This window comes from Mucilaginibacter oryzae, from assembly GCF_003148845.1.
Classification (GTDB): domain Bacteria; phylum Bacteroidota; class Bacteroidia; order Sphingobacteriales; family Sphingobacteriaceae; genus Mucilaginibacter; species Mucilaginibacter oryzae.
In genome coordinates, this window is the sequence record NZ_QGHA01000001.1 from 410,221 (window position 1) to 430,141 (window position 19,921).

The window sequence follows — 19,921 nt, forward strand, 5'->3', positions numbered from 1 at the left end:
AAAAATGCAAAACCTGATCAACTTTTTATACCGTACCCCAAAGGCCAGGCTCAAGCATTTTGCACGTTTTGGCGGATACATCAATTACCGCAAAATGATGGCCTCCCGCAAAATGATGGAAAAGGCATCGCTTAATTTGCCTCCCGTACCATCAGCAACAAACGGGCTTCCGGTTTACTTTTTAACCGGGCAAAATTACCTGTACCAAACCCTGTTTTGTATCTGTTCGCTGGCGCGCGTAAGCAAAATAAAATTGAAATTTGTGTTGGTTGATGATGGCAGCTTTGATGATAACCTCATTGGCCGGGTAAAAAAGCAATTACCCGGTGCCGACCTTGTTACTGCCGAAATGATATCCCAAAATCTTCAGCATGTAATTCCGGCGGCGCAATTCCCTAATCTGCACAAAAAAAGGGCTGTTTATCCGCATATAAAAAAACTAACCGATATCCATACCCTACCCGGCAACAGTTGGAAACTGGTACTTGATTCGGACATGCTTTTCTGGCATGAGCCCCTTGAAATACTTGAATGGCTTAGCGCGCCTAATCATCCACTGCATATGGTTGATTGCGGTGAAGCTTACGGATATAGTAAACAATTGATGGAAGAACTGGCTGCAACAACCGTTAAGCCACTTATTAACGTTGGCGCCATAGGTTTAAACAGCGATACGATAAACTGGCGGCAACTGGAGCATTGGGTAGCTGAACTGGAGCAACGTGAAGGCACCTCCTACTATTTGGAGCAGGCGCTATCGGCTATGTTGATAGGTGATAAGAGCACCACGGTTTTACCCACGGATAAATATATCGTAAACCCCGGAAAGGAAACCGTGGCCGCGCGAAACGGCATCCTGCACCATTACGTCGATCTGTCGAAAGAATATTATTATAAACTGGCGTGGAAGAAACTGGTTTAAATATGCCGCTTGTTTCAGTTTGTATCCCGGCTTATAACTGCGAAAAGTATGTTGGCGATGCCGTGCGATCAGTATTGAGCCAAAACTATAACAATATCGAGGTAATTATTGTTGACGACGGCTCGACAGACGGTACATTAAATGCCATCAGGAAGATTGATGACAGCCGGGTTAAAACAATCACCTCCCGCAACAAAGGGGCTTCCGCGGCACGCAACCTTGCTTATCAAAATTCAAACGGCCGGTATGTTATCTTTTTTGATGCTGACGACTTGTTGCCCGCTGATTTTATAGCGAAACAAGTGAACCGGGCAAACCGGCAACAGGATGTTGTTGTACTATCGGGATGGGGGCGTTTTTACAATGATGATCCGGGTACCTTTAAACAGGAAGAAATCCCCTACCGGGAAATGCTGCTTGCAGACTGGATCAATACTTACTGGTATCAGGGCAATCCTATGACCGCGCCCGGACGAGCCCTCATTCCGCGCCAACTGCTTGAAAATGCGGGCTTGTGGAACGAAGAACTTACTCTTAACGACGACCTGGAGTTTTACACCCGCCTGTTCATCAAAGCCCGGTGTATCTTATTTTGTACCGATGCCTTATTGTACTATCGCTCCGGCATCGGCGGTTTATCGGGGCACAAAGGCGATAAAGCTTACCGGTCGTTATTGAAATCTATCCGGCTGTCTGTAAACCATATACTACAGGCATTAGGCAACCATGATCAAATAAAACAAAGCTGCGCCAATATGCTGCAGGGCTTTATTTACGAGCTTTACCCGCGCCACCGCAAGCTGGTGCAGGAGGCACAAAATGAAATTGATACGCTGGCCAAACCCAATCTCAAGTTTATGGCCGGGGGGCTTACCGCTTACCTTGTTGCTGCAATCGGATGGAAATTTACCAAATGGGTAAAACTGTTTTTAAAGGTAATACCTATTAACCGTCAAATTATAAAACCACATTGAAGCAGGCTCCGGCTAAAATTACCATAGTAAGTCAATCGCACCTGTGCCGTAACCCCAGGGTGCTGAAGGAAGCTACCGCACTTGCTGCCGCCGGTTATAATATAAGCATCTTCACTGCTGTTTACAGCGATGAATTGTACCGCGAAGACCTGTCTCTGCTTGCGGGCACCGGGATCAGCTATGAAATTTACAGCGATCTGCGTAAACGGGATTGGGCTTCGTTCAAAGCAAGACTAAGCCGTAAACTTTGGCTAATTGCGCAAACCTGGGGTATTGAAAGCAGGTATATCCTCGGTTACAATGCCGGCAACTTAAAAAAGCGGATTACGGCGAGCCGGGCCGATCTGTATATCATGCACCAGGAATTGGCAACCGTTACCGGCGGTTTGATGGTGGATGACTACCGGGTGGCTTTTGATCTGGAAGACTGGTATTCTGAAGATCTGCTGCCCGAAGCGCGAAAGAACAGGCCGATAAAACTTTTAAAACAAGCCGAAAAAACTGCTCTTGAAAAGGGTGCCGCCTGTTACACCACGTCGCATGCCATGGCTAACGGGCTTAAGGCTTTTTATAACTCCGGGCGTACCTCAGCCGTTATTTACAACTCGTTCAACGCCAATAATACTACAGGCGAACAACAGCTACAGCAAGATTATTTGCATTTATACTGGCTATCGCAAACCATTGGCCCGGGGCGCGGACTGGAGTTTTTTATAAGCTGCATGGCCAAAAGTAAGGTGAGATGTAAACTGAGCCTGCGGGGCAATATTGCGGAAGGTTACAAAAACAGCCTGCTCGCCATACTGGCGCCCAAGGATAGCATTGAATTTTTGCCGATGATAAAAAACAGCGAGATCCAGGCGGATATGGGCTGTTACCATATTGGCCTGGCGCTTGAGCCGGATACACCGCCCAATAAGGATCTCACCGTTTCAAACAAGCTTTTTCATTACATGGCAGCCGGTCTGCCGGTTATTGCTTCATATACCCGCGGCCAGGCCGAGATTGCACAACAATGCCCCGGCCTTATTTTCATGTACCGGCAAAACCATGTTGATGAGTTGGTGGGCATATTGAATGAGCTGGGCGCAAAAATTGAAACGGGTAGTTTGCCTGCATTAAAAACACGGATGATTGAATTTTACCAGGCAAACTTTTCATGGCCAATTCAGGCCGAAAAATTAGTCAACCTTATTAAAAACATCTTTGAAACAGCCCGTTAGCTTACAGATCAGCCTTGCACCCGGCGATTACCGACATGCGTTGCACTTACTGCCGCACCAGCTAAAGCAACTCCACACGCAGGTTGATGAAATTATTTTAACGGTAGATACCCTGCCCGGCAGGGGTCGTTTTGCAGCAGGGTGGGCTCAATATAAAGACGTTTTAGATCAATTTTTGCGAACGGACATCATGCCGCATTATAACGTTAAAGTTGTTCCGGTAGACTATACCCCTGCCGTTAGACAAAAAATTTCCCGGTACTTTTTTGGCAGGGACAGTATGCCCGTTAAGGATTTTAGGGGCGGACCGTTTTACGCTTATTTTTTTGGTTTACACCACGCCACGAATAACTTAGTTTTTCATCTCGACTCGGATATGTTTTTAGGCGGCGGCAGCAAGCTATGGGTAGCTGAAGCTGTACAGCGTTACGGCGCTGATAACAACAATTTTGTAATGGCTCCCCTCCCCGGCCCCCCGCGTACCGATGATACCTTGACCGACCAACAAGTTATCAAAAAAACGGCGCCTTTTACATGGCAGCTTGGCGGCATGAGCACCCGGATTTTTTTGATAGACAAGTCGAAATTTGATAACCATAAACTGATCCTGGCCAAACCCTCGCCGCGGAACCGTTTAAAAGCCTTGATACAGGGGCATGATAACGCCGATTTACCGGAACATTTAATAGCCGACTTTATAAAAAAACATCAGTTAAAGCGCGTAGACTTTTTAGGTGACGGTGATGGCATGTGGTCGTTACATCCGCCCTACCGCACTGAAAACTTTTATGAACAGTTGCCGGCAATTATCAAACGGATTGAAAACAACGATCTTCCCGAAAATCAGCGGGGCTTTTACGACCTGGTTGATGAGGTTTGCGACTGGACAGAGGCACGGGAAAAATTGAAACGTAACAGATGGTGGAAACCACAACGATAAATAACACAACAACAGCGTCCGCCGAAACCATCGTGATGATGGTATCGATAGGTAACCGTGTACATTTGAGCAACTTCACGTACCCAAGGCTGGCGGCCTGGGCTGCATCGCACGGCTACTCATGCATGTTGGTTAAAAAGAAAATAATAACCGATGACCGGGCCCCGCATTTCAACAAGCTGATTGCGCACCGCCTGGCACCGGGCTTTAAGCGTTATATTATTATTGATGACGATTTAATGCTGAAAGCAGGCAGCCCACCGTTACCAGATTTTGATGAAAGCAAAGTTGGCCTGTGCGAAGATCCTGTTCAATCAAATACACCCGCGCCCCATGTTAAATGGACCGCCAACACCGGTTTTATTGCAGCTTACCATCATTCCCTGCATCTCCTGGAACAAGCCTACCAGAACGGCGAATACCCGTACAACTGCTGGGATGATAGCGGCAAAGGCATATGGGGTCCGCATGACCAGGCCGCGCTAAACAATATCTTGTTTCAGAAAAACCTTGTCCATCAGCTCGACAGCCGATGGAATTATCAGCTTGTGGTTGACTATTATACAAACCGGGGCAAAGGCTGGTATAAATGGACCCAAAGCCGTTTTTACCGGCTGGGCTTTTACATTTCCCTTTTTCTTCCCTTCAGCAAAAACAAAAAGCTGCTAAAACAAAGCTACGGCCTGCACATGACCATGGGGCTTTATCCAAAGTTTTTTTCATTAATTTTTAAATAGTTGCAAAAAAAACTACTGATCATATCACCATACTTTCCGCCGGTAAACGCTGCCGATATGCAACGCGTACGCATGAGTTTGCCTTATTTTGAAAATTTTGGCTGGCAGGCGGAAGTGGTAACCGTTGCGCCTCCATATACGGATATGGCGCAGGATGAGCTTTTATTACAAAGTGTTCCAACTTTTGTAAAAGTACACACGGTTAAAGCGCTGAATAAGTCGTTCACATCTAAAATAGGATTAGGCAGCATAGCGCTGCGCTCGCTTTGGTACTATCGCCAAAAGATAAACAGGATTTTAAAAAAACAGAAATTTGATCTAATCTACTTTTCAACTACGCAATTCCCGGTTTGCATATTAGGGGCATACTGGAAAAAGCGTTTCGGCATCCCTTATGTGATTGACATGCAGGATCCCTGGCATTCCGATTATTACATCAACAAACCCAAAAGCCAGCGGCCACCCAAATACTGGTTTGCCTACCGGCTAAACAAATATCTCGAACCTATCGCCATAAAGAATGTGGACGGACTGGTCAGCGTATCGGCCGGTTACGTCAGCCAGCTTAAATCCCGTTATCCTCAAATTAAAAATGTTCCGTCGGCAGTGATCACCTTCGGCGCCTTTGCCCCTGACTTGCAAATTGCCGTGCAAAATGGCGGGCGCTTTCCATCATTATTAAATGAGGGTTATTTCAACATGGTGTATGCAGGCCGGGGAGGCACAGACCTGCACCAGGCTATACGCCCGGTTTTTGAAGCATTTAAAATCGTCTTAAAACACGATTTTGCCAAATACTCAAAAATAAGGTTTCATTTTATAGGTACCAGCTACGCCCCTACCGGGCAAGGCCAGGCCACTATTTTACCGTTGGCCTTGCAACTGGGCCTGGAAAACTACGTTACCGAACTAACTGGCAGGATAAGCTATTATCATACGCTGCTTACGCTGCAGCAGGCCAACGCGTTACTCATCCCCGGTTCTGACGATCCGCAGTACACGGCCTCCAAAATATTTCCGTACCTGCTAACGGGCAAACCTGTGCTTGCTATCTTTAATAAAGCCAGTTCGGCCATACCTATTCTAAATGATTACGGTGTACAACATGTTTATAATTATGATGAGGTGAGTGAGGCCGACCTGCTAACGTTTTTTGATCAGCTTAGCAACAATAATTTTAATCATACAGAATACAATACCGATGCTGTTGCCAAATACTCGGCGGTTGAAATGACGCGGGCACAATGCCTCTTATTCAACCAGATAGTTAATGGATACCGTTAATCAAAGCAATGAACAAACGCATCTGATGCAGAAGTTAGCCATTATTATCACCCATCCTATCCAATATTATGCGCCGGTGTTTAAGCTGCTTCACGAAAGGCAAAATATCAGCATACGGGTGTTTTATACCTGGGGCGAAGCTGCACAGCAAAAATTTGATCCGGGTTTTGGCAAAAAGATCAATTGGGATATCCCGCTGCTGGAAGGCTACCCTTACCGGTGGCTGCAAAATATAGCCCGCGATCCGGGCTCGCACCATTCAAATGGTATTGATAACCCCAACCTGATTGAGGAGGTAAGTTCCTGGCAACCGAACGCGGTACTGGTTTACGGCTGGTTTTATAAAAGCCACCTTAAAGCCCTGCGCTATTTTAAAAACAAAATACCTGTTTTTTTTCGCGGAGATTCCACCCTGCTTGATGATAATGGCGGAATAAAAGGCGCGTTAAGACGCCTGTTTTTAAAATGGGTTTACAGCCACGTTGATTACGCGTTGTATACCGGCATCAACAACAGGGCCTATTTTAAAAAGTTCGGCTTGAAGGATACGCAGCTCATTTTTGCGCCGCACGCGGTTGATAACGACAGGTTTGCTGTAGCAAAACCCAATGAAGCCCTCGCTTTAAGGGAAGAAATGGGCGTAAAGCCAAACGAGAAACTGGTGCTTTTTGCCGGAAAGCTGGAAGCTAAAAAAGCGCCCGCTCTGCTGCTCAGGGCTTTCGCAGAGCTAAACATACCGGGCACACACCTGCTTTTTACAGGCAATGGCATTTTAGAGGCGGAATTAAAAAAACAGGCGGAACTGTATAAAAACATTCACTTCCTGGATTTTCAAAACCAACTGCGGATGCCGGTAGTATACCACGCCTGCGATTTGTTTTGCCTGCCCTCCCGCGGACCAGGCGAAACCTGGGGGCTGGCTATAAACGAAGCTATGGCCTGCGGTAAAGCCGTGCTGATATCAGATAAAGTTGGCGCCGGTACCGACCTGGTTAAAGAAGGCGAAAATGGCTCGATATTTAAAGCCGCCAGCTTCGACGATTTGAAAAGTAAGCTAAGCGCCTTGCTTCAAACAGATAAAACCACTTTATTTACAATGGGTCAGCGCTCCGCGCATATTATTGCCAACTGGAGCTTTACCAAACAGGTAGAAGTAATTGAACAAATAACAGTAAATGCAGGGAAACAGTAAAGCTATAGAACGGTACATTGTACTATACATCCCTTGGTTACTGGCTTTAATGTGCAAAAGCGACAGTGTTTTATCGTACCTGGTTGCCTGGCTTGGGTCGTTCTTTATTTTTTTAATTACCTTAAGCGGCTGGGTGCGCCCCATCCCCAAAGACCGCACCATGGCCGAGCAACTGATGAGGCCCCTGTTTATCATCCAGATCATATTTGCGGGTTATATGTGCTGCACCTCGATATTTTATTTTTTAAATAGCCTGGGGTACGAAAATTTCAAACAGGTAACCTTCCATGCCTTGCATGATAAGGATACGCTTGGCCTTATAGCCCAATGCCAGCGTTATTACTGCTTAGCCCACGCTTCGTTTATTACCGGGGTGCTAATCTTCATGAATTACCCCACCAAAAAAAAGTATCATATTGAAAGCACCAAACTGGCAAACCTGCTCATGGCCGCGGCGGTTATCAGCTTCCCGGTATCGTTATTCTTTTTAAAAGTACCGGGGTTATCACAATTTTATTACCAGTTCAGCTCATTAAGCTTCATCGCGGGTACCCTCGCCCTGGCGTTCGCTATCCCGCTGAAAAAGGTTGGGAACACCATTATTTGCCTGGCGCTATATTCGTTTAACTTTTACCAGGCTTTAATATCCGGCTTTAAAGAGCCTATTATTATCAGTGTGCTGGTATTAGGCATTTTCTTATATCCAAACTACAAAAAAATAGTAACCATAACCTTTGTACCGCTTATGCTGTTGCTGTTTTTGGTTTTGCCCACCTATAACCACATTTTCAGGTCGGCCGCCTGGAACGGCGATACCAGTAGCGACGAAGCCTCGCAAGCGGCTTTAAGCGCGGCACTGAACACAGATGATGGCGAAGTTGAAGATACAAACTGGGATTTTTTGGTTTACCGCCTAAGCGAGATAGACATGTTTACCAAATTTGTTCAATCTACGCCCAAAACCATCGATTATTATGGCCTTGATCTTATTAAACAATCGCTTATAGCCCTGGTTCCCCGCGTACTGTGGCCGTCAAAGCCAATTACCGAAGACCTGATCATGCAGCGGGTTTACGATGCCGGCGTAGTGAACCGCAACTCGGTTGTCTCGGCAAAACCGGCCTATGTGGTTGATGCTTACCTTTCGGGCGGCGAATTTGGTATTTTCTTTTACCTTTTTGCCTATGGCGCCATAGCACAACTTATCAGCGTTAAGGCCGAAAAACTTTTTGGGGGATATATACTGGGTACGGCGCTGATATTTTCGGGCCTGTTCCAGATCATGTGGCGCGGCATCAGTTTCGAGTTTATTTTCAATACAATTTTCTGGAGTTACGTGAGCATGCTGCTGATCCATAAAATACTGGTAGGTACGCATATTTTAAAGGAAGTATGAAAATACTCCACGTTGTAGCTTCATATAAACCCGCTTACATATATGGCGGCCCCATCATGTCGGTAGCTATGTTGTGCGAAAACCTGGTAAAAGCGGGCCATGAAGTACAGGTATATACCACCACCGCCAATGGCCTTGCCGAACTTGATATACCAACCGGGCAGCCTGTTGATGTTGACGGAGTACCGGTAACCTACTTTGCACGGATAACCAAAGATCACAGCCATTTTTCGCCCGCGTTGTTTAAAGCCGTGTATCGCGACGCGAAAAAATTCGACCTGGTACATATACACGCCTGGTGGAACCTTGCCGTTGTAATGGCAGGCTTGGCCGCTATCAGTAAAAAAGTCCCCTTATTAATTTCACCGAGGGGAACTTTGAGCGCCTATTCTTTTCAAAATAAGAACAAGGTTATCAAATCGCTTATGCACCGCATCAGCATGCCTTTTTTAAAAAGGAGCCATTTTCATGTAACCTCTGTTCATGAAATGGAAGCTGTTGAAGCTTTGGTAAAAGGTAAAAGCATTACCAGCCTGCCTAACTTTGTAAAGTTGCCGCCCTTAAAGATTAATAACAACGAAAATACAAGGCATGGCCCTTTTAAACTGTTGTTTTTTTCAAGGATAGAAGAAAAAAAAGGACTGGATATATTGATAGCCGCGCTAAACCTGGTAACATTTCCCTATCACCTTACCATAGCGGGCAGCGGCAATGACGACTATATAAACAGAATAAAGACACAGGCAGTTAACCGGGGCATTAACCATAAAATAACCTGGGTAGGCTTTGTTAACGAGGGGAAATTCGATTTATTGCGCCAGCACGACCTTTTTGTGCTACCATCATACGATGAAAACTTTGGGAACGCGGTGATTGAAAGCCTGAGCACCGGCACTGCCGTATTAATTAGTAGGGGTGTGGGTTTGGCCGGTTATATAGCCGAAAACCGGCTTGGATGGGTATGCGATAATAACGAAACATCGGTAGCCGCCCATATCAACAAAATAATCGGCAATGAAGCCGCCGCGCTCGATCGCATCAGGAAAAACGCCCCTGAAATTATTTATCAACATTTTGAAGGTGAAGCTTTAGTAAAAAAGTATACCGATATGTACCAGCAAATCATTACTTCATGAGTGCTTATAAAGATTACGGCTATCCCGACAACAGCCCATGCCATATGGTTAAATACCTTGAACAGCCGCTGATGTCATTACTGGATAAAAACACCAATACCAGTATTCTCGACCTTGGCTGCGGGAACGGCTTTTGGGTAAACTATTTACTGGCGCATGGTTTTAATGCTTACGGTATCGATGCATCGGCACAAGGTATCGCGTTGGCAGATCAAATAAATCCGGGCAGATTTTTTCTGCATGACCTCTCGGTTCCCGGCTTGCCCGGGCAGCTGGATGGAATCAAATTCGACACGATTATCTCAACCGAAGTTATTGAACACCTGTACGATCCTTTTGCTTTTGTATCGCTTTGCCGGGATGTGTTGAGCGAAACCAGGGGTGAACTGATCATCTCCACACCTTACCATGGATATTTAAAAAACCTTACGCTGAGCATCTTCAATAAATGGGATAGCCACATCAGCCCCTTGTGGCAGGGCGGGCACATCAAATTCTGGTCGGTTAAAACACTTACGCAGCTATTAAACCAACACGGATTTGAGGTAACCGCGTTCAGGGGCTGTGGCCGGATCCCTTATTTTTGGATGAGCATGATTATAAAAGCCAGACTGAAATGAGCGACAGTCTCGACATTGTCATTTTGACCTTTAATGAAGCGCGTAATATCCGGGCCTGCCTGCAAAGCGCGGCATTGTTAAATGCCAATATCTTTGTTGTCGATTCAGGATCAACGGATGAAACAATTGCTATCTGCCAACAATTTACATCAAATATTTTTCATCACCCGTTCGAAAACTATGCCCTGCAGCGTAACTGGGCGCTTAATCATTTACCGCTTACCGGTACATGGGTGTTAAACCTTGATGCCGACCACCGCGTAACAACTGAACTGGCAGCACAACTCAACCAAATTTTCGCTCAAAACGTTAACCAGGAACTTAATGGCTTTCTGATCAGTCGGCGTACCCTATTTATGAACAAATGGATCAGGCATGGCGGTCATTATCCTACATATCATGCCAACTTGTTCAGGCGTGGTTTTGGTATGTGCGAAGAAAAGCTGTACGACCAGCATTTTAAGGTAAACGGCAAAACGCAGGCCCTTAAAGCCGATATTATTGACGTTATTACCGATTCACTTACCAGTTTTACAGCCAGGCATAACCATTGGGCAACGCTGGAGGCGCAATACCAGTTTGAACAGCAAAACAAGCCCGCGCTTGACGATAATGGGCAACTGATACATCCCCGACTTTTTGGTAACCCGATAGAGCGCCGCCGGTACCTGAAAAAAAGGTATGAAGCTTTCCCGTTGTTTGTGAGGCCTGTAATTTATTTCACCATCAGGTATTTTTTTAAGCTGGGTTTTTTAGATGGCAAAACCGGCCTGGTGTTTCACTTTCTCCAGGGTTTTTGGTTCAGGTTTTTAATCGATGCCAAAATTTATGAACTACGGAAAGGGGGCACGAAATTATGATACGGCAGGCTTTGCATAACCCGGTTGTTCGTTTTGCGGTTTCGTTTGTATTCCTGTTTGCGTTGTTTTACGGTTTTAACCTCTTCTTTTTCGGCATTACAAGTCCGGGTAATCATTACAGCCATTTTTTAGCGCAGTACTTAAATTATATCGCTGCATTACGGCAACTTTTGCTTGATTGCAGTGCCCGCATCCTGAACGGGCTTGGCTATTCAGCTATTGACAATAACTACGAACTGCTGGTTGCCGGCAGGGGCAAGCTGGTGGTAGTGTACAGTTGCCTGGGCCTGGGGCTCATCAGCTTCTTTGCCGCATTTGTATTGGCTTATCCATCGCGTTTAAAATCAAAAATTATATTTCTTTTTGCCGGGATATTGATTATCGAGTTTTTAAATGTGGCACGCTTTGTATTGCTGGCTATTTTTTGGTCGAAAAAAACGGAGCGCATTGTTGATCACCATACCATTTTCAATATTATTGTTTATATCCTCATAGCTATCGGCCTGTACTGGTGGATTAAGCTTAATGATAAAACAACCTTTTTTCCGGCGACGAACAAATAAGATCATCAGGCTACATCCTCCAACCAAAGGGAGTAAATATTAAAGGCTAACCATTTAAACAGTTAGCCTTTAATATTTACTTCTTATTGATACTCCGTTGCACCTATATCAACCCTTCCAAATGCTACCCGGGCTTTGCCGTAATAATCGGCAGGTATACCGTATAAAGTTATGTCAGCCCCTTTATCAATTAACGGCGAAGATGACTTTAAGTGAAAATTATCGGCATTATAATTAATGAACTGGCATTCGCTCACATCTTTGCCAAAATAATTATTCAAAGACGTGAGCTTAACATCGCTGCTCTTGGTTATAATGGTTGGAACCCCTGTTGGTTGTATGATTACATTATTGATTACGGTATTCATCGGAACAGTTTCTGAGTTTAACTTAATCCCTCCCAACACCGAACCTATAATGGTATTATTGATAAACCGGAAATAGGGGCCGGGTGTGTATCTTGAGTCGGCAAAAATCCCGTACGATTTTGAGTTTATAATGTAGTTATTATACACCATATTATCACCTAATCCTAAAACGATGATGCCATTGCCCGGAGCATTTTTGATCACGTTATTATAACATTGACCGCCGGTACCCTCACCTATCTGGATGCCGTTATCCTGGTAAGCTGAAAAAGGCGAAACGCCAGGGTGGTTTACACTGTTTCCCCAAACTACGCAACCCGATGTTGCGCTTCCCACTTGTATACCTTCCGCGCCGGTAGAGTCAGTTACGTTTCGCCATACCCTTGCATTCACCACATCGTGCGGCAATACTGTTCCACATGAAATTGAAACACCCTCTGCATAAAATGAATTACCAATATATAAACCCTCGCCACCTGTTTGGTGAACATGATTATGATGGATATTTACATTGCGCATGGTGAAATGGCCGCGCCAGGTTGCCGGGTCGCACGATGGGTCTGTTTTTGCCATAATGCCCGCAAAGCCGCTGTTGTGTACATCAACATAGGCTATCTCAAAATCCGAGCTCAGATCGTCCATCGTCATACCAATATTTCCGCCGTTTACCTCAAATCCGTATTGAATACCCGGGGTACCGTTGCCAAGCACTTTAAAATAGCGGCAGTTTTGAGTTTTAAAACCATACGAAGCCGTAACATCAGTTGAGAAAGTAACCTTTCCGCCCTGGTTAATCACGATGATCGGAGCAGCCGATGTTCCCTTCAGGTTTTTAAGTAGCAACGAGCCCCGCCTGCCTGCCGGGATGTAAATTGTGCCCCCCGCGGGGATGTTGGTACCATCAACCATCCATTCGCTGGTTTTCACCGTGTAGGTAAAAGTTGCCGCAGCAGCTATTTGCATACCCGCTGTAGAGGTGTCCTGCATGGTTGCCATAACCGGCTTTGCTGGCTTATCAATCGTGTTTATTTTTTTGGTACACGCGCCCAAAAATGACAGTACCAGCGCACCGGCAGTCATATAAATTAAGTAATTTTGATTTACCATCTGTTAGTTAAAAACGTTCGCCAGTTATTACTTAAATCATATTTCAGGTGTTCTGATTTAAGATAGCAGGAGGTTGTACGTTTTTTTTTATTCAGGGTTGCTTAAAATTTACTTTAATTAACTGCGGTGATAAACGCGGGAATACTTTTTTTGACTTTGCCGAAATAAAACTACCTGGGTTTTAAAGGGAGATCGCTTTATACCCGGTACAAAAATTATGGTTCCTGCTAAACTTTTAACAAACCACGGAACCCTCTCGCGGCATAATATGATTCAGCTCCGTTATGATACATAAAAACGGTGTCATATCTCCTGTCGCAAAAAACAGCCCCGCCAAGTTTTCGGATATTAGCAGGGGTTTTCACCCAGCTTGATGTTTTCAGATCAAATTTCCCGAGCTTTTGCAGATCGCGGTATTGTTCTTCGGTCAGTATTTCAATACCCATATCACCGGCTGCCGCTATTGCGCTGTTAGCCGGCTTATTTTCTTTACGGGCCTCAAGCGCTTCGTGGTCATAACAATAGCTTCTGCGCCCCTTAGGACTTTCGGCAGCGCAATCATAAAAAATGTATTCGGCCGAGCTTTCATCATAAGCTACAACATCAGGCTCACCGCCGGTTATCTCCATTTCATTGAGCGACCATAATTTTCCGGCATTTGCACGCAGCTTTGCCAGTACATCAGCCCATTCAATATCTTTATGGCGGTTTGTATTTTTTTCGAACCGCGTTTTAAGTATACCCAGCAGTTCTTCCTGCTGGGCTGTAGATAGTTCCTTTTTCATTAGGTTTAATTTATTGGTTTACTGAAACAACTCTTTTATAGCCCGGATGTGCAATCATCGCCGATTCCTTTTTCGTTCCTATCAGCTGCACTATACCTGTAGCTGTCATTCCTAACGCGAGCCAAAGGGTGGCAATCCAGTAAATAACCTTATTCCTTTTGCTCATAATCTGCTATTTTAGTTTACCTGCAACCTCCTGTAATCGGTTGTGCGCCCAATTAATGCCCTGGGCAAAAGGTAATTTCAGCATTTCATCTCTTTGCGCTGCCGATTGATATATGGATTGCATATTCAGTTTACTGGTGCTATCGGTCAGTTTTTCAAAAGTCAATACCTCCAGCTGAGCGCCAAAACCTGCATTTTCCATTTCGAAGGTGCGGACTATTTTTTGGTTGGGCTTAAACTCGTGAATGGCACCGTTGGCACTGAATACAACGTTGCCTTCCTGGTTGGAGGTTTCAAAGCGGTAGCTGCCATGGTTTTTATTTTCAAGTTTCAGCACTTTAGTACCCATCCATTGCTCCACAATTTCGGGCTGGGTGTAGGCTTTAAAAAGCAGTTCCACCGGCAAATCAAATTCACGGGTAATAAGCAGGTCCTGCCTGCCGTCTTCTGCTATGATCTTTGTTTTGCGTTCCATGCTATTCGGTTTGTTTTGATTGGTATTGTTTCATAATAGCTTCCAGTTTATTGAAGCGCTCATCCCACATCTGGCGAAACGGTTCGATGAAATCCGCTACTTCCTTCATTTTTTTTGCGTTGATGTGATAGTAAATTTCACGGCCACTTTGTTCCTGCTTCAGCAATTCGCACTCGGTAAGAATTTGCAGGTGTTTGGAAACCGTCGGCCTCGCAGTATCAAAGTTGGAAGCTATTACGCCTGCCGTCATAGCCTGCGTGGCAACCAATGTGAGTATAGCCCTGCGTGTTGGGTCGGCAATGGCCTGGAATACGTCGCGTCTTAAATTCATCGTGTAGCTATTTAACTACGAACATACATGTAGTTATTTAACTACGCAAATTTTATTTGATAATTACGGTTGATCAGCGCATGTGGAAAAGTTCTCTGCATATTTTTATCTTCGCGCCATAATGAGTACCGAAAGATTAGCAGCACAGTTAGAGACCAGGATTTTTTATTTTTATTTGGTGGACCAAACCCCGGACAGGATCAGGATCACGATGTACAGCACGCCTTACACCTTACGGAAGCAGGGTGAAAAATGGCGAAACGCGTCGGCCAACGTAATGCAAATGTCGCAGGAGCTAATCGATTCGGTTGTTGCTACGGTATTATCAAAAACATCGGTATAGCCTGGGTATCCTTCACTAATCCGTTGTCATCTATTGCATAGCCTATTTCAGTTCGCCACTTTCGCTATCAACAATTCCCTTGATCTCGCCGGCACTTAAAGGTTCTTTGTAAACTTTTACCTTTTCCATATATCCATGAAAAATCCGTTCGGACGGGAACTCTTCATTCCTTCCTAAAGTCCATTTATTATTGTTAGATAAATTGGCGGTGGTTTCAATTACCGTAGTACCTGCAAGTACGCCGTCGATATATAAATACAGCGTTTTACCGGTGCATACTCCTGCAATGTGGTGCCATTTGTTGTTCCAGTCGGCAGGCAAGTTAACCATGCAGTCGCCCCTTCCCCAGCCACCGGCAAAAAAGGTGAGGGTTTTGTGGTCGCTTACCTGTAAAACATGGCTATCGCCTTTGGTGATCATATCAACCAGGCCCGCTTCGTTACCGGTTGGATAAACCCAGCCCATCATCGTTAACGTTTCGCCCATATTATCGAGCGCTGGTGCATTGGGCACCTCCACAAAAGTATTTTCACCGAAGGTTAGTTTACCAGTTGAATTTAAAGGGTCGATGATATGCCCGTTGTTCTGATAGCCTGACCGGTCTTTTATGAATTTGTCCGCAGTATAGTTTACCGGCGAAAGATCAAGTAGTAAAGAAGCCGTATGATCCTGGTAAATCTTGAACACCACTTGTTCACCGCCTACTGCTATTTTTTGAAAACCAACTGTTTGGCTATTGATTGAATGTTGTACCCGCTTTTTTTCGCCCGGTCGCAATTCAAGCTTATCGTTAAAAAGCAGCTCATCATTCCTTTTTACCGGGATTTGAAAAACCTGTTTTACGCCGCCTACGTTTTGTACAGTATAACTGATCCGCTGCTGTTCATTTAAATGCAGCATGGGTAAAATACTCAATTCAGATACCTCGAAAGGATGCAGAGACGCATTTAGGGCTCGTTTTACCTCGATATTTTCAGCAGGCATCCCCTCTAAAGCGAGGGTTGTTTTACCCAAAGGATAAAGGCGACAGATGATGGAATCTTTTTTTACGCCGCCCGAAGTAACCAGGCAGTTTTTATAAGCATAAGGCTTGCCGTTTACCATCAAGCGTACAATTTTAACGCCCGTTGCACCGGTATTACTGATTGAAAAACGTACAGTAAAAGGCTCATTCACCCTGATCTGTTTGGTTGACAAAGCGTAGCCCAGGATTTTAAAGCGCGGGCTTTGCTTTGTTTCAGATAACACAACCGTATTTTTATTCGCGGGCCATTGTGCAGGCAGATCCGCCATATCAAAAGTTATCGAACCTCCCGCTAATAATATGGTGTGGGGTAGGGTTAGCTGCGGCCATGGCTTGCCATTTACCTGAACATTTTTGACGTAATTGTTTTCTAACGACGAATTGTTAGCACCGATGGTAAAATCTTTACCGTTGGGCAGGTGCAGCGTAACAGATTTAAATAATGGCGCGCCGATAGCATAGTACGGCCTTCCTGGGCAAACGGGGTAAATACCCATGGCGCTGAACAGGTACCAGCTTGAAGTTGAACCCAGGTCGTCATTCCCCGGCAAACCACCCGGACTGTTGCCGAACCGCTGCAGCATGATTTCGCGCAGCCACTTTTGAGTTAATGCCGGCTTGCCTGCCTGGTTAAAGAGGTAAGGTATATGAAATACTGTTTCATTATCAAAGGGGATAACACCTGAAAGCACCGAATGTAACCTCAACGAAAATTGCGCATTCCCTCCGGTGATATTGATCAGATCTTTGGTGTTGTGCGGAACAAAATAGGAGTATACCCACTGATCCCCCTCTTTATAGCCCGACATGCCGGGGTTCAACTTAAACTCGTTGTTATTGCGGGGCAGCATCAGTAACTGATCAGTATTGAGCAGGTTACGGTAGTTGAAACCACGCTGCTTTAGTATCCCGTAATCTTTATCATTATGGATTACCAGCTTTGCAAACTGCGATAGTGCCCAATCGTCATAAGCATACTCAACCGTTCGGGTAACCGATTCGGAACGGGTAAAGGGGATATAGCCTTTTTGATTATAGATTTCCATATCCGATTGCACAAAAGGCGGCTCCAGAACACTTTTTTTCATCGCCGTGTAAGCCAATTGCTTATCAAAACCGGTAATTCCCTTTAAATAACTATCAACAATAATAGGGATAGCGTGGTTACCCGTCATCGATTCGGTAGGCAGGTGCCCGGTTTGCTTATAAATATCCAGCATGGATAAGATCACATCGTTTTGCTTATCCGGATAAAGCAGGGTTAATAAAGGATGCAGCGAACGAAAAGTATCCCAGGGCGAAAAAGCGCCATATTGGTTAGTTCCTGCTTTTTGATGCACTTTTCCATCCGCCCCCCTGTACCTGCCATCAGCATCGTCAATAACCCAGGGTAATAGTAACGAGTGATATAAGGCGGTGTAAAAAACGGTTTTGTTTTGCTGGTTGCTATCATTAACATCTATTACAGATAGTTTTTGCACCCATTCCCGCTCCGCCCGGTTATGGATTTCATCAAAGGCCGCTGTGCCGATTTCCTTATCGATGTTATTTTGGGCACTGGTATGATCTATCGATGAAGCGCTTATTTTAAGCCCGATAACATTGTTTTGGGTTGATTTGAAAGTGAGGAGCCAACCGTCTTTAACCTGCTTTTTATCGGTGTAAGCTTCGGTAAAATTGATAACGGTATGGTGGTTTGAAGCATGCATTACACGGTTGTTTATCGCCGTGATCTCGCCTGCATCTGATATATAGATTTGCGGAGTTACGCCAGTTGTAAAAGTAAACCGGAATAAGCCTGTTCTTGTAGTTGTAGTAGCCTCAACTGTAGTACCATCATCATTAAAAGTTACTTTATAATATCCGGGAAAGGCAAGTTCATCAGCATGAGAAAATTTCCGGTTGTAAATACCCGCTTCCGGGTTAACCGGCATAATATGAAAACTTCCTGCCGAACCTTCAGGGAAACCGCTCATGTGCCCGAAGCAACTGAAATAGCAAATAGTGGTATCGGCATAATTATAACCTTTACCCATGCGGGTTTCGGGACTAATTTGTATAAAGCCAGATGGTGTCACCGCGCCGGGATATGTACCACCCTCGCTGCCCCATTTAGTGAATACATTGCTTTTGCCTGTGCCGATAAAAGGATTAACGTATTGCAGATGGTTAGCTTGCTGGGCGTTAGCATTGCTGCCCAATATCAGCAACAGAACAGTGAATAGAATGAATTGGAGATGCTTGTTCAAATCAATTTCTTTTTAAAAACACGATTATTTTTGAAATCAAAAGTGGCTCTTTTAATTCCCTAACTCGGGAGCAAAACGGAAAATATCGCTAATACAACTATATCTTTATATAAATCTTCTTCTTATCCAGCACATAAGCAACCAACCAGCACAGCATCATATAACAAATGGCAAACACCAGCGTACCCAAAGGCCCGGGAAATACCCGCTGATAAAACACCTGGTTTATCCAGTCATAAAAACTCAGCTGAGGTGCCACCCAAACGGTTTGCAATACGGTAAGCAACAACTCTGACAACAGGTAAATAGCCAGCGAATTACGCCCCAGGATCAGGAAAAAATCAGTTCCGCTTTTAACCTTTTCTATCTCGATAATATAGATCAGCAAACCGAGGATAGCCAGATCGATACCGATGGTAAGCAGCGAAAACGTACTTGTCCACAGTTTTTTGGCAATCGGGAAAAACTGGCCGAAAAACAGCGCCAATACAATGAGCAAACCACCAACAATGAATAGCTTGGCTACCGTTTCGTAAGTTTTGCCTTTACGTTGTATAAAAGCCCCGGCTAAAAAGCCGCCTATTACATTTACAATACCGGTGAGCGTACTTAACAAACCTTCCGGATCAAACGCTATCGGACCGCCTTTATCGTGGTATAAATGATCGTTACCCATTATGGCGATATCAAGTTTTGTACCGGCGTTGCCCAGCATGGTAAACTCCTTGCCCGGTTCGCCAAACATCAGCAGGAATAACCAATAGCCCAGCAGCAATACAACCGATATGATTACCGCCGTTTTCCGGCTGCAATAATGCACTATCAGCGCGCCAAAAAAGTAACACAATGCAATACGCTGCAACACGCCCATAATACGGGTATGGCTTAGGGGGTTAAAGGCCCAGCTATTGGCCGTGCGGTGAAAAAACGGGAACCAATACATCAAGTAACCGAGCAAAAAAATGATCACCGTACGTTTTAGTATTTTACCGATAAACGCGGCATCGGTTTCAAATTTCTTTTTAGAGAAACTTAAGGCATTGCCTACCGCGAATAAAAATGAGGGAAAAACAAGATCGGTAGGTGTAAAACCAAACCAGGCCGCATGATCAAGCGGAGCCCAAACCGTCGCGCCCGATCCGGGGGCATTAACAATGATCATGAAACAGATGGTCATCCCCCTGAAAATATCCAATGCCGTGAAGCGTTCGGTTGCTATTGCCATGT

General features: G+C 44.9%; 20 protein-coding genes. 13 read left to right on the forward strand and 7 right to left on the reverse strand.

Features of this window, described 5'->3' with window-relative positions:
* Positions 1-4 precede the first annotated feature (4 nt).
* Genes LX99_RS01700 through xrtY form a run of 12 tightly spaced genes read left to right on the forward strand, consistent with a single transcriptional unit; the run spans position 5 to position 11,847 of the window.
* Positions 5-922, forward strand: coding sequence for a glycosyl transferase (locus tag LX99_RS01700; RefSeq protein ID WP_109605843.1), 918 nt, complete (start codon positions 5-7; stop codon positions 920-922).
* Positions 904-1,896, forward strand: a complete 993-nt coding sequence (locus tag LX99_RS01705) for a glycosyltransferase family 2 protein (protein ID WP_170122601.1) — start codon at positions 904-906, stop codon at positions 1,894-1,896. Before LX99_RS01700 ends, LX99_RS01705 begins: the two co-directional genes overlap by 19 nt.
* A complete protein-coding gene (locus LX99_RS01710) occupies positions 1,893-3,119 on the forward strand; it encodes a glycosyltransferase family protein (RefSeq protein ID WP_109605847.1) in 1,227 nt (408 codons plus the stop codon). The genes LX99_RS01705 and LX99_RS01710 overlap by 4 nt, the downstream gene beginning before the upstream one ends.
* Complete coding sequence (locus LX99_RS01715; protein ID WP_109605849.1) at positions 3,103-4,059, forward strand: hypothetical protein; 957 nt, start codon at positions 3,103-3,105, stop codon at positions 4,057-4,059. The genes LX99_RS01710 and LX99_RS01715 overlap by 17 nt, the downstream gene beginning before the upstream one ends.
* Positions 4,038-4,796, forward strand: coding sequence for a hypothetical protein (locus tag LX99_RS01720; RefSeq protein WP_109605851.1), 759 nt, complete (start codon positions 4,038-4,040; stop codon positions 4,794-4,796). Before LX99_RS01715 ends, LX99_RS01720 begins: the two co-directional genes overlap by 22 nt.
* On the forward strand, positions 4,797-6,080 hold the full coding sequence (locus LX99_RS01725) for a glycosyltransferase (RefSeq protein ID WP_245927820.1): 1,284 nt from the start codon (positions 4,797-4,799) through the stop codon (positions 6,078-6,080). It begins immediately after the preceding gene.
* Positions 6,067-7,272 carry a glycosyltransferase family 4 protein gene (locus tag LX99_RS01730; RefSeq protein ID WP_245927821.1) on the forward strand — a complete coding sequence of 402 codons (1,206 nt, stop codon included), beginning with the start codon at positions 6,067-6,069 and terminating at the stop codon, positions 7,270-7,272. Before LX99_RS01725 ends, LX99_RS01730 begins: the two co-directional genes overlap by 14 nt.
* A complete protein-coding gene (locus tag LX99_RS01735; protein WP_022829651.1) occupies positions 7,256-8,668 on the forward strand; it encodes an exosortase Y-associated Wzy-like protein in 1,413 nt (470 codons plus the stop codon). Before LX99_RS01730 ends, LX99_RS01735 begins: the two co-directional genes overlap by 17 nt.
* On the forward strand, positions 8,665-9,804 hold the full coding sequence (locus LX99_RS01740; RefSeq protein ID WP_109605853.1) for an XrtY-associated glycosyltransferase XYAG1: 1,140 nt from the start codon (positions 8,665-8,667) through the stop codon (positions 9,802-9,804). Before LX99_RS01735 ends, LX99_RS01740 begins: the two co-directional genes overlap by 4 nt.
* Positions 9,801-10,424, forward strand: coding sequence for a class I SAM-dependent methyltransferase (locus LX99_RS01745; RefSeq protein WP_022829653.1), 624 nt, complete (start codon positions 9,801-9,803; stop codon positions 10,422-10,424). The genes LX99_RS01740 and LX99_RS01745 overlap by 4 nt, the downstream gene beginning before the upstream one ends.
* On the forward strand, positions 10,421-11,284 hold the full coding sequence (locus LX99_RS01750; RefSeq protein WP_109605855.1) for a glycosyltransferase family 2 protein: 864 nt from the start codon (positions 10,421-10,423) through the stop codon (positions 11,282-11,284). The genes LX99_RS01745 and LX99_RS01750 overlap by 4 nt, the downstream gene beginning before the upstream one ends.
* Positions 11,281-11,847 carry an exosortase Y gene (gene xrtY, locus LX99_RS01755; protein ID WP_109605856.1) on the forward strand — a complete coding sequence of 189 codons (567 nt, stop codon included), beginning with the start codon at positions 11,281-11,283 and terminating at the stop codon, positions 11,845-11,847. The genes LX99_RS01750 and xrtY overlap by 4 nt, the downstream gene beginning before the upstream one ends.
* Positions 11,848-11,930: 83 nt before the next feature.
* Here the strand turns inward: xrtY and LX99_RS01760 are convergent, their stop codons facing one another.
* The 5 genes from LX99_RS01760 to LX99_RS01780 all read right to left on the reverse strand — a co-directional run bounded on the left by LX99_RS01760 (position 11,931) and on the right by LX99_RS01780 (position 15,078).
* Positions 11,931-13,322, reverse strand: a complete 1,392-nt coding sequence (locus LX99_RS01760; protein ID WP_109605858.1) for a right-handed parallel beta-helix repeat-containing protein — start codon at positions 13,320-13,322, stop codon at positions 11,931-11,933.
* Between the two features lie 227 nt (positions 13,323-13,549).
* Entirely contained in the window at positions 13,550-14,107 is a 558-nt protein-coding gene (locus LX99_RS01765) for a DUF4256 domain-containing protein (RefSeq protein ID WP_109605860.1), read from the reverse strand.
* 10 nt (positions 14,108-14,117) lie between these two features.
* A complete protein-coding gene (locus LX99_RS01770) occupies positions 14,118-14,273 on the reverse strand; it encodes a hypothetical protein (protein WP_245927822.1) in 156 nt (51 codons plus the stop codon).
* Between the two features lie 6 nt (positions 14,274-14,279).
* Positions 14,280-14,747: an SRPBCC domain-containing protein gene (locus LX99_RS01775; protein ID WP_109605863.1), complete on the reverse strand. Its 468-nt coding sequence runs from the start codon at positions 14,745-14,747 to the stop codon at positions 14,280-14,282.
* A gap of 1 nt (position 14,748) precedes the next feature.
* The gene (locus LX99_RS01780; RefSeq protein WP_022829661.1) at positions 14,749-15,078 is read right to left on the reverse strand and encodes an ArsR/SmtB family transcription factor; all 330 of its coding nucleotides are present in this window, start codon (positions 15,076-15,078) and stop codon (positions 14,749-14,751) included.
* Between the two features lie 121 nt (positions 15,079-15,199).
* Here LX99_RS01780 and LX99_RS01785 point away from each other — a divergent pair, with 121 nt between their 5' ends.
* The gene (locus LX99_RS01785) at positions 15,200-15,421 is read left to right on the forward strand and encodes a hypothetical protein (protein WP_109605865.1); all 222 of its coding nucleotides are present in this window, start codon (positions 15,200-15,202) and stop codon (positions 15,419-15,421) included.
* Between the two features lie 42 nt (positions 15,422-15,463).
* Here LX99_RS01785 and LX99_RS01790 read toward each other — a convergent pair whose 3' ends face one another.
* Both LX99_RS01790 and LX99_RS01795 read right to left on the reverse strand, forming a co-directional pair.
* A complete protein-coding gene (locus LX99_RS01790; protein ID WP_146203040.1) occupies positions 15,464-18,694 on the reverse strand; it encodes a GH92 family glycosyl hydrolase in 3,231 nt (1,076 codons plus the stop codon).
* A gap of 97 nt (positions 18,695-18,791) precedes the next feature.
* Positions 18,792-19,919, reverse strand: coding sequence for an acyltransferase family protein (locus LX99_RS01795; protein WP_022829664.1), 1,128 nt, complete (start codon positions 19,917-19,919; stop codon positions 18,792-18,794).
* Positions 19,920-19,921 lie beyond the last annotated feature (2 nt).